General features: G+C 48.0%; 12 protein-coding genes. All 12 read left to right on the top strand.

The features are described 5' to 3' along the window. Nucleotides 1-25: 25 nt before the first annotated feature. The gene (locus N773_RS0111570) at nucleotides 26-1,459 is read left to right on the top strand and encodes a UDP-N-acetylmuramoyl-L-alanyl-D-glutamate--2,6-diaminopimelate ligase (RefSeq protein WP_024857941.1); all 1,434 of its coding nucleotides are present in this window, start codon (nucleotides 26-28) and stop codon (nucleotides 1,457-1,459) included. Between the two features lie 47 nt (nucleotides 1,460-1,506). After that, nucleotides 1,507-2,871 (top strand): UDP-N-acetylmuramoyl-tripeptide--D-alanyl-D-alanine ligase, encoded by a 1,365-nt coding sequence (locus N773_RS0111565; protein WP_024857940.1) that lies wholly within the window; start codon nucleotides 1,507-1,509, stop codon nucleotides 2,869-2,871. Further along, nucleotides 2,868-3,884 (top strand): glycosyltransferase family 4 protein, encoded by a 1,017-nt coding sequence (locus N773_RS0111560; RefSeq protein ID WP_024857939.1) that lies wholly within the window; start codon nucleotides 2,868-2,870, stop codon nucleotides 3,882-3,884. The genes N773_RS0111565 and N773_RS0111560 overlap by 4 nt, the downstream gene beginning before the upstream one ends. Nucleotides 3,885-3,918: 34 nt before the next feature. Next, complete coding sequence (locus N773_RS0111555) at nucleotides 3,919-5,151, top strand: FtsW/RodA/SpoVE family cell cycle protein (protein WP_024857938.1); 1,233 nt, start codon at nucleotides 3,919-3,921, stop codon at nucleotides 5,149-5,151. A 147-nt stretch (nucleotides 5,152-5,298) separates the two neighbouring features. Further along, nucleotides 5,299-5,520, top strand: a complete 222-nt coding sequence (locus N773_RS0111550) for a DUF3784 domain-containing protein (RefSeq protein WP_024857937.1) — start codon at nucleotides 5,299-5,301, stop codon at nucleotides 5,518-5,520. 39 nt (nucleotides 5,521-5,559) lie between these two features. Beyond that, complete coding sequence (gene murG, locus N773_RS0111545; protein WP_024857936.1) at nucleotides 5,560-6,693, top strand: undecaprenyldiphospho-muramoylpentapeptide beta-N-acetylglucosaminyltransferase; 1,134 nt, start codon at nucleotides 5,560-5,562, stop codon at nucleotides 6,691-6,693. A gap of 81 nt (nucleotides 6,694-6,774) precedes the next feature. Continuing rightward, the gene (locus tag N773_RS0111540) at nucleotides 6,775-7,704 is read left to right on the top strand and encodes a hypothetical protein (protein ID WP_024857935.1); all 930 of its coding nucleotides are present in this window, start codon (nucleotides 6,775-6,777) and stop codon (nucleotides 7,702-7,704) included. Between the two features lie 67 nt (nucleotides 7,705-7,771). Continuing rightward, nucleotides 7,772-9,028, top strand: a complete 1,257-nt coding sequence (gene murA / locus N773_RS0111535) for a UDP-N-acetylglucosamine 1-carboxyvinyltransferase (RefSeq protein WP_024857934.1) — start codon at nucleotides 7,772-7,774, stop codon at nucleotides 9,026-9,028. 91 nt (nucleotides 9,029-9,119) lie between these two features. Continuing rightward, nucleotides 9,120-10,286, top strand: coding sequence for a cell division protein FtsQ/DivIB (locus N773_RS0111530; protein WP_024857933.1), 1,167 nt, complete (start codon nucleotides 9,120-9,122; stop codon nucleotides 10,284-10,286). A gap of 195 nt (nucleotides 10,287-10,481) precedes the next feature. Beyond that, complete coding sequence (gene ftsZ / locus N773_RS20180) at nucleotides 10,482-11,669, top strand: cell division protein FtsZ (protein WP_024857932.1); 1,188 nt, start codon at nucleotides 10,482-10,484, stop codon at nucleotides 11,667-11,669. Nucleotides 11,670-12,008: 339 nt separating this feature from the next. After that, nucleotides 12,009-12,947 carry a hypothetical protein gene (locus N773_RS0111520; protein ID WP_024857931.1) on the top strand — a complete coding sequence of 313 codons (939 nt, stop codon included), beginning with the start codon at nucleotides 12,009-12,011 and terminating at the stop codon, nucleotides 12,945-12,947. After that, nucleotides 12,947-13,507 carry a FumA C-terminus/TtdB family hydratase beta subunit gene (locus N773_RS0111515; RefSeq protein WP_024857930.1) on the top strand — a complete coding sequence of 187 codons (561 nt, stop codon included), beginning with the start codon at nucleotides 12,947-12,949 and terminating at the stop codon, nucleotides 13,505-13,507. The genes N773_RS0111520 and N773_RS0111515 overlap by 1 nt, the downstream gene beginning before the upstream one ends. Nucleotides 13,508-13,520 lie beyond the last annotated feature (13 nt).

The following is a 13,520-nucleotide window of genomic DNA, read 5'->3' as shown; positions in this document are numbered from 1 at the left end:
AAAAATATTAAGGGAATGAACTTGAATGAGATTATATGAACTTATAAAAGAAGTGGCAGAGACTTCTCTGCCCGATATGGAAATAACAGGGCTGACTTCCGATACAAGAGCGGAAGTCACCGAAGGCAGCATATTCGTGTGCATAAAGGGCAAGACCTTTGACGGACACGATGCCGCAAAGCAGATGCTGGAAAAAGGCTGCGCAGCGGTTGTCTGCGAGAGAGACCTTGGTCTTGACAAGCAGATAATCGTCAGTGACACAAGGGCAGCTTTCCCGATGCTGTGTGCAGCATGGTTCGGTCACCCCGAAAGAGAACTTGAACTTATCGGTGTTACAGGCACTAATGGAAAGACTACCATCACTACCGTTATAAAGAAAGTTCTCAGCGGCTTCGGCTGCAAGGTCGGTCTGATAGGCACTTGCCAGAACGAGATAGGTGACGAGATAATCCCCACCGCGAGAACTACTCCCGAGCCCTATGACCTGTTTGAGCTGTTCAGAAAAATGGCTGACGCAGGCTGTAAGTACACTGTAATGGAAGTGTCCTCACAGGGACTTGAACAGAAGAGAGTTCAGGGCTGTCATTTCAGGGTGGGCGTGTTTACGAATCTTACTCAGGATCATCTTGATGTACACGGTACCATGGAGAACTACTATCAGGCAAAGAAGATGCTGTTTGATATAAGTGATACAGCGATAATCAATATCGATGACAAGTATGGCGAGAGGTATACAAAAGAGATACCCTGTCCTTACAAGACATACTCTGTCAGCAAGAGGGCTGATTACCGTGCTGAGGATATCATGCTTGGCACAGACGGTGTGAAGTATGTGTTCAGCGACGGCAAGGTCAAGAAGAATGTAAGCTTCAATATGCCCGGACTTTTTAATGTATCCAACTCGCTGGCTGTAATAGCCTGCATGGAAGAACTTGGATATACACCCTGCAAAACGATCGCTGGGTTCGAGAAGATACAGGGCGTTCGCGGCAGAGCTGAGATAATCCCCACAGGCAGGAATTTCACTGTTATATGCGATTACGCTCATACTCCCGATGCGCTGATAAATGTGCTTTCGGCTATAAAAGAGAGTGCTAAGGGCAAGGTAAAATGCCTTTTCGGCTGCGGCGGAAACCGCGACCGTACAAAGCGTGCGCCTATGGCGGCAGCTGCGGCTGAACACGCTGATTTTCTGATAGTTACATCGGATAATCCCAGAGATGAGGATCCCGATGATATCATAAATGACGTACTCAAGGGTCTTGAGGGCAAGGATACTCCTTATGTACGCATGACTGACAGGCGCGAGGCTATTCACTGGGCGATAAAGAATGCCGAAAAGGACGACATCATCGTGCTGGCGGGCAAGGGTCACGAGGATTACCAGATACTTGCAGGCGGAGTGAAGATACACTTCGATGAGCGTGAGGTAGTCGCTGAGGCGCTGAAGGAACTTTGATAATTAACCTGACCTGAGGGTTCGGGTCGAGATAAGGTGGTAAAGCAATGGAAAAATTAATGCTTTCAGAGATAATACAGGCTGTAAGAGGAAGCTACGGCTTTCCTGCCGATGTGGAGGTAAAGGATATCTCTACCGATACGAGAACTATAACAGAGGGCTCGTTGTTCATAGCGCTGAAAGGTGCTAACTTTGACGGGCACGACTTTGCCGCAAAGGCTATGGAACTTGGCGCCATAGCTGTGGTTACGGAAAGACCAGTGGATGGCGCAAGATGCCTTATCGTGGATTCCACCGCACAGGCACTGCTGGATGCGGCATCGTACTATCGCAGTAAATTTGATATACCTCTTGTGGGTATAACAGGCAGTGTTGGAAAGACCACTACCAAGGAAATGATATACAGCGTGCTTTCCCGCAGCTTCAAGACCCTTAAAACTGAGGCGAACCACAATAATGAAGTCGGTATGCCCAAAACACTGCTGGAGCTTGATGAGTCCCATCAGGCGGCAGTTATCGAAATGGGCATGAACCATAAGGGTGAGATATCGAGAATGTCCACAAGCTGCAAGCCGACGATATGCGTGATTACTAATATCGGTGTATCGCATATCGAGAATCTCGGTTCGCAGGAGGGCATACTCAAAGCCAAGATGGAGATACTCGATGGTGCTTCTGCAGATGCTCCGCTGATACTCTGCCGCGATGACAGACTTCTCGCAAAGGCTGAGATATATGGCGGAAGAAAAGTGTGGTACTATTCTGTATCCAAAAAGGACTGCGATGTTTATGCTTCGGATATCGCTGCTGACAGCAAGGGCATAAGCTTCACTATACATTATAACAGGGAAAAGCTCAATGCAAGGATAAATTGTCTGGGCGAACATAATGTAAAGAATGCGCTGGCCGCATTCTGTGCAGGTGCGGCGGCAGGTATGGAAAATGAGGATATCATTGCAGGACTTGCGGATTTCAGACCCGAGGGCATGAGACAGAACATAATAAGTGAGAATGGAATGACCTACGTGCTGGACTGCTACAACGCAGCTCCCGATTCCATGAAAGCAAGCCTTTCTGTGCTGAGCCAGATATCTGTACGCGGCAGACGTTTTGCAGTGCTGGGCGATATGCTTGAACTTGGCAAGGGCGCGGCTAGGTATCACCGCACTGTGGGCGAATATGTCAAGGCTTCAAAAACAGATGTACTGCTGTGTTTCGGCAAGAATTCGGCGTATTACATCGAGGGTGCCTGCGACAAGGGCTTCGATCGTGAGAATACAAAGCATTTTGAAACTCACGAGGAGCTTGTGGAATATCTTAAAGCAAACCTCAAAGAGGGTGATGCTGTACTGTTCAAGGGCAGCCGCGGCATGAAGCTTGAAGAAGTATATGAGGCGATAAAACAGGCGTGAAGCTGACGTTTATAATATTTGCTCTGCAGCTTGCTGTGGGCGGGCTGCTTGGGCGGCTTTTCATTCCCGTGTTCAGAAAACTGAAAACCGGTAAATTCGAGATATACATCGGCGACAGATTCAAGCAGGACGGCTCAGAACCGAGGGGCGGAGGAGCACTGATGCTGTTCTGCTTTGTGACGGCTTGCTTTGCGTCTGCAGCCGCTGATGGCTTTAATGCCGATGAGATAAGGGCGGCGGCTTTCACGGTGATATTCTCTGCGGTGCTGACTGCTGTGGGTCTCGCTGAAGACTACGACCGCGATGTGCGCGGTGGAATAGGCATGAAAAGCAGATACAGGGTGACGATCAAGCTGCTGCTATGCGGAGGTTATACCGCGCTGATGGGGCTTTTCGGTTACAGCTGCAAGATGGTCCTGCTGCCTTTCAGGTGGGGCTATGTCGATCTTGGCTGGGCTTATATACCGCTGAATGCGCTGATGATGACGCTCATCATCACGGCGGCGGAGATATGTGATTGCCAGAAAGGTATACACGAAACAGGCGTGGACGGACTTTGTCCGATGACGATGTTTGTAAGCTTTCTGGGACTTTTTGCGGCTTTCGGCGACGGCAGTCGCGAGGTTGTCAGAGTTATATGCCTTTGCGCGGCGGGAAGCTGTGCGGGGTTCCTGATATGGGGGGCTAAGCCCTCAAAACTGTTCCTCGGGCAGTCGGGCGGATTGTTCCTTGGAAGTATGATGTGCGGCATACTGATGCTTTCAGGGCTGCACGGAGCGGTACTGCTTGCGATGGCAGTGCCTTTCATCGAGCTTGCTGCGCATATATTGCAGAGGGCGGTATTCAAAAGAAATAAAAAGCTGCTGTTCAAGGGTGCAACGCTTCACGAGCATTTACGCAATATCGGGTGGAGCGAGTACCGCATCACTGCTGTGTATGCGGCGGCGCAGGCAGTATTCTGCGCAGGTGCGGCGGCTTACAGTATATATGAATCAAGGCTGGTTATAAATTAGCCTTATCAAGAAAGTGAGCGGAGGTACAGCATTAATGGCTGATAAGGGTATATACCGCGACCGTGACGGCGGTCTTACACTGAACAATCACCTGATAGCCAGACAACCTGTGGCGCAGGCGAGAAAAAAGCTTAACTTCAATTTCAAATCTATAAACAAGGGCGTGGATATCCCATTCCTGCTGCTGATACTGGTGCTGCTGGGATTTGGCGTACTTATGATGTTCTCGGCGTCATATGCCTGGGGCATAAACGATATGGGTGACGGATATTTCTACGCTAAAAAACAGCTTACATTCGCGGGACTTGGTCTTGTGGGTATGCTGGTGGTATCTGTGCTGGATTACCATTTCTTTCAGAATACGGTGGTTTGTTACATATTCTTTGGTGTTATGTATGCCATGTGTCTGTATGCGGCGTTCTTCGGTTCGTCAACTGCGGACGCAAGCCGATGGATCAATCTGGGATTTGTACAGTTCCAGCCGTCGGAGCTTCTGAAAGTAGCATTTATAATAATATTCGCCTACATAATGGCGGTCAATTTCCCGAAATTCAATAACTGGAAGTACTGCGTTATACCTTTCACAGTGATAATGGGTATAACAGTCATTGTGCTGGGGCTTCAGCGACATCTGTCTGCGGTGCTGATAATAGGAGTTATCGGCGTCAGCATGATGTTTGTCAGTGGTATGCCCGCAAAGACTTTCTGGAAGTTTATAGGTGTTCTTGCGGCAGTGGCTGTACTGGCTCTGGCTGTAGTGCTGATGGCAGGTAAGTTTTCCTATATACAGGAAAGAATAGACGGCTGGCGCAACCCTGAGGCTGATATTCAGAACAACACATGGCAGACCTATAACTCGCTGGTGGCTATCGGTTCTGGCGGATGGTTCGGACTGGGATTCGGTGAATCAAGACAGAAATTTCTGTACCTGCCCGAAGCGCAGAACGACTTTGTATTCGCTATAATCTGCGAGGAACTGGGATTTGTGGGCGCACTTGTAGTAGTGGTACTGTTCGTTATCTTCGTGCTTAGAGGATTCTACATTGCCGCAAATGCCAAGGACAGATTCGGTATGCTGGTGGCTGCGGGCATCACGATACAGATAGGATTGCAGGCTTTCCTGAATATCATGGTTGCTTCTAACTCATTCCCGAATACAGGTATATCTTTGCCGTTTTTCAGTTACGGCGGTACGGCGCTGATAATACAATTGGCGGAGATGGGCATACTGCTCAGCATCTCCCGTCAGGGAAACATCAAAAAATGATAATAAAACAGCGCCTTCGGCATAATGGCCGCGGCGCGGTTTTGTGTTTTGGTTAGCTGTTAACTGAAAAGTGTTGCTTTGTTCATAATAATTTAGTACAATAGAAATGATAAGAAGTCTGCTTTGATTTTCAAAGGAGTGACAGCCGTGCTTGCATTGAAGCTGATATTTCTGATACTCGGGACAGCGTTCACGGCTTTTGGCGGACTCATCTTATTCTTTAAGAAATACTCCTTGATAAACGGCTTTTCAGCCGCACAGAAGTCGGGGAGAAAAGACAAGGACTACGCTGAAAAAGTTGGGCGTGCCGAGTTTGTTATCGGTATCACTCTGCTTGGCATGGGTATCGTCCTGGTGATATTTATATGAATATATTATTAATTTAATTATAAAAGAGGTATGTGCGTAATGCTCAGAGTTCTGCTTGCAGGCGGCGGCACAGCGGGTCATGTGAACCCCGCGCTGGCTATTGCCGAGATAATAAAAGAAAACTACCCCGATGCGGAGATATGCTTCGCGGGAAACCCCGATAAGCTTGAAGCAAAGCTTGTGCCAAAGGCGGGATACAAATTTGAACCGCTGAAAATAGAGGGATTCCAGAGAAAGATAAATGCCGAGAATATCAAAAGAAACTTCCGGGCAGCCTTGTATCTGGCTAAATCGGGAAGCAGATGCAAAGAGATCATAAAGGGATTCAATCCAGATCTCGTTATAGGCACAGGCGGTTACGTCAGCGGACCTGTGGTAAGGGCGGCAGCCAATATGGGCATCAGGACTGCCATACATGAACAGAACGCTTTCGCAGGTGTGACAAACAAGATACTTTCAAAAAAAGTTGATGTTGTTATGATGACGGTGGAGGAATCAAGAAAGAACTTCCCCGACGCCAAAAAATGCGTGGTAACGGGTCTGCCCGTAAGGGGAGGCTTCGGCAGGCTGACAAAGGCTGAGGCACGCAAGAAACTTGGTATCCCCGAGGACGCACAGGTAGTGCTTTCCGCTGGCGGAAGTCTGGGTTCAAAAGTTCTGAACGAGAACATAATTAAACTCTTTAAATGGTATCAGCGTGATGGCAGGGAGGTATACCATATACATTCCTACGGTACCTACAAGGATTATGAGAATTATATCGCCGATTGTGAAAAGCAGGGCATCAAGATCAAGGGCAACGATCACCTTATAGTTGACAGCTATGTTGATATGCCCAAGGCAATGGCTGCCTGTGATCTTATTATCACACGATGCGGTGCAGCGTCACTGGCTGAGATCGAAGCTATGGGCAGATGTTCCATACTCATACCCTCACCGTGGGTTGCAGAGAATCACCAGTATCACAACGGTATGGTGCTGCAGAATGCAGGTGCGGGTATAGTTATTGAAGAAAAAGATCTTACGGAAGAGAAATTCGTGGGTGCAGTGAGAGATTATCTCGATGCCCCCGCAAAGCTGAAGGAATGTTCCGAAAAGGCAGCGGCACTCCATATCAAGGATACAAAGGAGCGCATAATGGATTGCCTCAGACCCCTTATCGGCAAGAAATAATAGTCGGTTAGATAAAAGATATGGCTGATAGGTAAAGAACCGGATATATAGAATCGGATATGATGTGAGGATTGATATAATTTGGCTATTGACAGAACTATACAGACAAAGCGTTCGGGCGCTACGATGGATAGCTTGAAAGTCCCCGATAATATTAATGAAAAGCTAAGTCACAATGCCTACAAGGGTTCAAAAACGAATGCTGCTGCCGAAGAGATATTCTCTTCAAACAGGTATTCAAAGCAGACCCGTTTTGGTGCTGCCGATAACAAATATGAGGGTTCGGAGCACAGGGCGAGAGTCAGGCGCGATGATCCGATAGATGACAGCTTCATACCAAAGCCCGATCCGAATAAAAAAGCTCCCGATCTGCTTCATCAGGGCGTAAAAGTCGGTTCGGCATATGTTGAGAGGAAGAAAGTAATAATCTGGATAACCGTGGCGCTGGTACTGCTTATCTGCGCACTGCTTTTCCTGCCGCCGCTGATGAACAGCACGACCCAGGATACAACGGTGGATTTCAACAGGAATATCTTCCAGAAGATGGGCATGACCGAGTTCAAGACCTATGCGCTGTCGAATTATTCGGTATATAATCAGGAGGCTTTTTCCTCCGAGAAAAACGAGAACTACCGAGTTATTGAAATGACAGTCCATGTGCAGAATTCTTCACCTTTTCAGGTGGTGATACCTCAGTATAAGGCGCTCTATGTTCCAACAATGTACGAGGACAAGGTGTGCTATGTGACTTCTGCCAAACGTGCTGCCACCAAGGACGGTGAAGGTAAGGTCGTCGGCGATGTTATTGAAGGTTTTCAAGGTAAGGACGTTACAATCGAGCTTATGATCAACGTTGCGGATATGACCGAAGAAGAGCTGGACGAATGTGTTACGGAAATGGTACTTTCTACCGTTAACGCAAAGAAAAAGATCGCAAAGAACGTATACGTTCCTTGCTTGCCTGCTGTGCTGTTTATATCAAATGCTGTTACGGTGCAGCTTGACCCGTAAACATCAGGTAACAAATAACAAGTTTCGTGCATAAAATAAGCTATACTTCAAAAAAGGGGCGTAGCTTATGCAGAGACTTATCATAAATGGCGGAAAACGGCTGTGCGGTGAGATAAGGGTACAGGGTGCCAAAAACAGTGCGCTGCCGCTGCTTGCAGGGTGTCTGCTGGCGGAGGGTAGGACGGTGCTGAGGCGATGTCCCGAGCTGACGGACGTTTTTGCCGCTTGCAGGATACTTAACGAACTTGGCTGCAAATGCAGTTTCAGGAAAGATACCGCGGTGACCGACCCTGTCGGTGCCGATGGATACAGGATAACGGAGGAACTTATGCGCGAAATGCGCAGTTCCATAGTATTTCTGGGCGCGGTGCTGGGCAAGACGGGAAGATGCGAACTGAGCTATCCCGGCGGCTGCGAACTTGGTCCGAGACCGATAGATATGCATCTGACTGCGCTTAAACAGCTGGGTGTAAGGATATGCGAGGAGCATGGCAGGATAAGCTGTACCTGTCCTAAGGGGATACGGGGCGCGGTGATCGACCTGCCTTTCCCTTCCGTAGGAGCTACCGAAAATATCATGCTTGCGGCGGCGTGTGCTGAAGGAGATACTGTTATCCGAAACGCGGCGCGTGAACCCGAGATAGCAGACCTTGCGGATTTTCTGAACCGCTGCGGCGCTGACATCAGGGGCGCGGGGTGCAGTACGCTCAGAATATGCGGCGTGAAGAAGCTGCATGGCTGTGAATACGAAGTAATGCCCGACAGGATAGCGGCGGCTACTTATATGGCTGCAGCGGCATCGACAGGCGGTGAGCTCGGACTTATCGGTATAAAGTGCGATGACGTTCAGGCGGTGACGGCGGTGTTTGAAGAAATGGGAGCCGCGGTTTACTGTACAAACGACAGGATATTCATAAGCTGTGTAAAACCGCTGAAAGCAGTGCGGATGATACGGACGATGCCTTATCCCGGTTTTCCGACAGACGCACAGGCTTTGGTGATGGCGGCGCTGACTACGGCGCGGGGCAGCAGTATGATAGTAGAAAATATATTTGAGAGCAGATTTCGCCATGTGGACGAATTGGTGCGCATGGGGGCTGATATAAAAGTATCGGGCAGAACAGCTGTGATACAGGGCGTGAAAAAGCTCTGCGGCGCGAATGTGAGGGCACATGACCTTAGGGGCGGCGCGGCGCTGACAGTTGCCGCTCTCGGTGCCGAGGGGATTTCTTCGGTGGAGGGAGTGTGCTATATCGACAGGGGGTACGAACTTATCGAGAACGTACTCAGGTCGGTGGGCGCTGATATACGCAGAGAGTTCTGATGAAAAAAGTGTAAAAATTTGGAAACGGCATTATTGTATTTCAGGCAAAATATTATATGCCAATGACTGACAGACAGAGGAAAGAAATAAAATGAGTGTTGATTTTGAAAATGAACCTGTGCCTGCGATGACGCCCAGAAGGGTCGGGCGGAAGCTTGACCTGCGTATGCTTTATGCGCTGGCGGCAGTCGCAGCGGCAGTGGTCGTACTTATTCTCTGCATGACGATATTTTTTAACGTCAGCAGTGTTGAAGTAAGGGGCGTGAGCCTTTATACCGATGACCAGATAATAAATGTCGGCGGTATATACGAAGATATGAATCTTGTGAGGACGGATACTGCAAGGGCAGAAAAACGCCTGACGGATAATCTCGTTTACATAGACGAGGTGAAGGTGTCGAAGTCATATCCCTCAACAGTAGTTATAGACTGCAAAGAAGCTGTAAAAGCGGCAGATATCGAGTATGAGGGCGGATACTATGTGCTTAGTACCTCGGGCAGGATACTTGAAGCGAACAATCCTATGCCAACAGGTGGTATCCCTATAATCACGGGTTTCAAGTTCTATACGGCACAGGAACGTATAGATAAGGGCGAAGAACTCACAGATGAGGAGATATTTGCTTTTCGTGCGGCAGGTGCAAAGCTGAGGTCGGAGGACAATTACAGCGATAAAATAATCAACGACCTTATGAAAGAACTTATCGAGCAGGATTATGAGAATGTAAAGACTATTGATATCACCTCCCGTGCGAATATTATGCTGAATATCGACAACAGGCTGGATATCAAGCTGGGAAGTTCGGCGGATATCGGATATAAGCTGAGCTATTTCAAAGCAGTGATGGGCAAGCTTGCTGATAACTATGAGGGTACGCTCATATATAACGGCTCTGAAAACGGCGTTTCAGCTATACCTAAGGATAAGTATATCGGCAAGCCTACATTCGCTAAAGACCCTGAAAAAACCAATACCGACGACAGTGCTGCGGAAGATGCCAACACAGAAGACGGCACTGATTCCGATAATTCTGCTGATAACGGTCAGGCTGAAAATGATGTTACGAATAACGGTGACGGTCAGGCAGATAACAACGGCGGATATGATGAAAACGGTGTCTGGACGGATAATACAGGGGACAATGGTCAGTATTATGACAACGGCGGCTGGACTGACAATAACTGGGATAACGGTCAGTACTACGATAATGGCGGCGGATATGACTATACTTACGATAATGGTGGGTATGGCTGGTAACATAATCAATTAATAAAAAATTAACCAATATAATGGCATTAAATTGTCAAAATCCTTTACAATTCGGGAAATTTGTGATATAGTATTAGTGTATCTAATTATGTTCTTCGGGTCGGATTATATAAAGACAGAAGAAATATAAGGTTAATAATGACCCGTAAGGATATGTGAAAATATTTTGGGAGGATGTTTACTATGAGTTACGAATTTGTAGAAGAGCCAATGGTTGGTGCAAGCATTAAGGTCATCGGCGTCGGCGGCGGCGGCGGAAATGCACTTAATGGCATCGCAGCGGCAGGTATACAGGGCAATGTTGAATACATAGCTGTAAATACCGATATACAGGCACTTAAAAAATCACAGGCAGACAGACAGATACAGATCGGCGCTAAGCTGACTCACGGTCTGGGCGCAGGTGCAAAGCCTGAGATCGGTGAGGCTTCCGCACAGGAGAGCCAGGACGAGATAGCTGAGGCTATCAAGGACGCTGATATGGTATTTATCACAGCAGGTATGGGCGGCGGCACAGGTACTGGTGCAGCTCCCGTTGTTGCTGAGATAGCTCAGAGCCTTGAAAAGCTCACCATAGGTGTTGTTACCAAGCCTTTCAAGTTTGAGGGCGTTAAGAAGATGCAGAGAGCTGAAAGCGGTATCGAGCAGCTGGTAAAGCACGTTGATGCACTGATCGTTATACCTAACCAGAACCTCATTACCAGCGATATGAGACTGACCATGAAGCAGTCATACCAGATCGCCGATGAAGTGCTGAAGACTGATGTTATTGCTATTGCAGAGATAATCACAAGACATGATGAGATAAACGTTGACTTCGCCGATGTTACAACCATCCTTAAGGGTGCGGGCAGAGCTCACATCGCTATCGGCCACGGCGAAGGCAAGGATAAGGTTCAGGATATCGTTGATCAGGTTATCGCTTCCAAGATACTTGAGACTTCTATCAGAGGCGCTAGAAGACTGATAGTTAATGTTAATATGTCCGAAGACCTCCTTATCAGTGATATGGACGAGCTGACCGCAGCTATCGCAGATGCAGCTGATGACGGCGCAGAGATCATCTTCGGTAACGGCACAAATCCCGATACCAAGGACTGCATGGACGTTACTGTTATCGCAGCTGACTTTGTTGACGGTATCCCTTCTGCTGCTAACTATCAGGAAGCTGCTGCTCTTCAGCAGGCTCAGGTACAGGCAGTTCAGGCTGTACAGGCAGTATCTCCCGCTCCTACCGCTCAGACATTCTCTTTCCAGAGAACTGAGGAGGACAAGAAGGCTGACGCTGAAGCTATGTACAGAGCAGGTGTAAAGGCTGCTGATAAGACAGATATCTACGACGATATCTTCAACGTTTTCAAGAATAAGTGATCCACGCTCAAAGACGAGTCCGGCGGCTCGTCTTTGCTTGATAGAATTTGTTCAGATATTCTGAATTAAGTTCAGCTACAGTGAGGATAAACTGAACCGATTTTCATGCACTCGGCGGTGGGTGAAAAAATGCTTGATTTCCATAAATATCGGCATAAATCGGACGGAAATATGCACAAAAACAAGTATGAATATTGTGTAGATTACTGAATTTTTATGTTTATGCTCAAATCGTCAAAATTAGTGGTTGAAATAATTTTTTGTTTATAGTATAATAGAGTGTACTAAGGATTATTGTAAATAATATCTTCGCTAACATATATTCAGGAGGGAATTAAAATGGCTAGTAATGGTTATTTGAGAACAGTAAGAGTCGGCGGCTTCGATAAGCAGGACGTTCTGCAGTATGTTGATGAGCTGACTTCTAAGATCTATCAGCTGGAGACTAAGGTCAAGGATCAGGAAGAGCAGATAGACCAGCTTGCTCAGGGCGGCAGCGACTCTAAGGGTGACGACGAGGCCAAGAAGGAACTCGAAGCTAAGGTAGAGGAAGCCAAGCAGAAGATAGCTGAGCTGATGGCATCTACTGATACCATGAAAGTCAGAATTGCCGACTATGAGCAGCAGATCGCTGATAAGGACGCAGAGCTCGAGGAGAAGAACGCCGAGATCGAGACACTGAAGGACAAGGTAGCAGAGGCAGAGCAGAAGGCTAGCCAGGCTGCTAACAGCGGTTCTCAGCAGGCATTCGATATGGGACAGATCTTCGTACAGGCTCAGCAGACTGCTAATATGGCTATCGAGAAGGCTAGAGCAGACGCAAAGCAGATCACTGACGATGCTGAGGCTCAGGCTAACCAGGTCATTGATGATGCTAATGCACAGGCTGAGGCTACTGTTACAAAGGCTAATACCGAGGCAGAGCAGACTATCAGCGCAGCTAATGCAAACGCAGAAGCTACTAAGGCAGAAGCTAAGAAAGAGGCAGATCAGGTTACAGGTGCTGCTTATTCCGAGGCTTCCAGAGTTAAGAAAGAAGCAGAGGCAGAGGCTGAAAGACTCGTTAACGAGGCTAAGGAGAAGGCTGCTGCTATCAAGAACGATACAGTTGAGATCAGAACAGCTGTTAAGGAGCAGTTCACAAGTCTCAGCGATACCGTTCAGAAGCTGGTTACTTCCCTCAACGATCTGTACGGCAGCAGCATAGGTGCTGTTAACACCGCTAGAGATCTTATCGATGACGGTCTGGATATTGTTTCCGAAGACGAAGAAGAATAATGGCTGAACTAAGAAAATTTCGCACCGAGGAGCTTAAAGCTAGAAGCGGTGAGTTCCATTGCGGTGATAAGATACTGGTCACAGGCACTGTTTATACTGCCAGAGATGCGGCACATAAAAGGTTCGCAGCACTGCTCGATGAGGGCAAAGAACTGCCGATACCTCTCGAAGGGGCTGTGATATACTACGCAGGTCCTACACCCGCACCGGAGGGCAGACCGATCGGTTCATGCGGACCGACTACTTCGGGCAGAATGGACAGATTTGCACCGAGACTCCTTGATCTGGGCCTGGGCGGAATGATCGGCAAGGGCGAAAGGTCGCAGGAGGTAAGAGATGCCGTTGTCAGGAACAAGGCAGTATATCTGTGTGCAGTTGGCGGCGCTGGTGCGCTGGCTTGCAACTGCATAAAGTCTTGTGAAGTTATCGCTTTTGAAGATCTTGGCTGTGAATCGGTTAAGAAGCTCTATGTTGAGGATTTCCCCCTGATTGTTGCAGACGACTGCTACGGCGGAGATATCTTCTCAAGCGGCAGAGCTGAGTACTGCACAGCAGAATAATGATATATCGCGC

It is taken from the genome of Ruminococcus albus AD2013 (assembly GCF_000526775.1).
In the GTDB taxonomy this organism is placed as follows: Bacteria; Bacillota; Clostridia; order Oscillospirales; family Ruminococcaceae; genus Hominimerdicola; species Hominimerdicola alba_A.
Note: the sequence above shows the minus strand (reverse complement) of the source record. Positions and strands in the feature narration are given on the sequence as shown.

Coding starts and splice junctions, on each gene's coding strand:
- N773_RS0111515 (WP_024857930.1), top strand. CDS start 12,947: ATGGCTGAACTAAGAAAATTTCGCACCGAGGAGCTTAAAGCTAGAAGC.
- N773_RS0111520 (WP_024857931.1), top strand. CDS start 12,009: ATGGCTAGTAATGGTTATTTGAGAACAGTAAGAGTCGGCGGCTTCGAT.
- N773_RS0111565 (WP_024857940.1), top strand. CDS start 1,507: ATGGAAAAATTAATGCTTTCAGAGATAATACAGGCTGTAAGAGGAAGC.
- murA (WP_024857934.1), top strand. CDS start 7,772: ATGCAGAGACTTATCATAAATGGCGGAAAACGGCTGTGCGGTGAGATA.
- N773_RS0111555 (WP_024857938.1), top strand. CDS start 3,919: ATGGCTGATAAGGGTATATACCGCGACCGTGACGGCGGTCTTACACTG.
- ftsZ (WP_024857932.1), top strand. CDS start 10,482: ATGAGTTACGAATTTGTAGAAGAGCCAATGGTTGGTGCAAGCATTAAG.
- N773_RS0111530 (WP_024857933.1), top strand. CDS start 9,120: ATGAGTGTTGATTTTGAAAATGAACCTGTGCCTGCGATGACGCCCAGA.
- N773_RS0111570 (WP_024857941.1), top strand. CDS start 26: ATGAGATTATATGAACTTATAAAAGAAGTGGCAGAGACTTCTCTGCCC.
- murG (WP_024857936.1), top strand. CDS start 5,560: ATGCTCAGAGTTCTGCTTGCAGGCGGCGGCACAGCGGGTCATGTGAAC.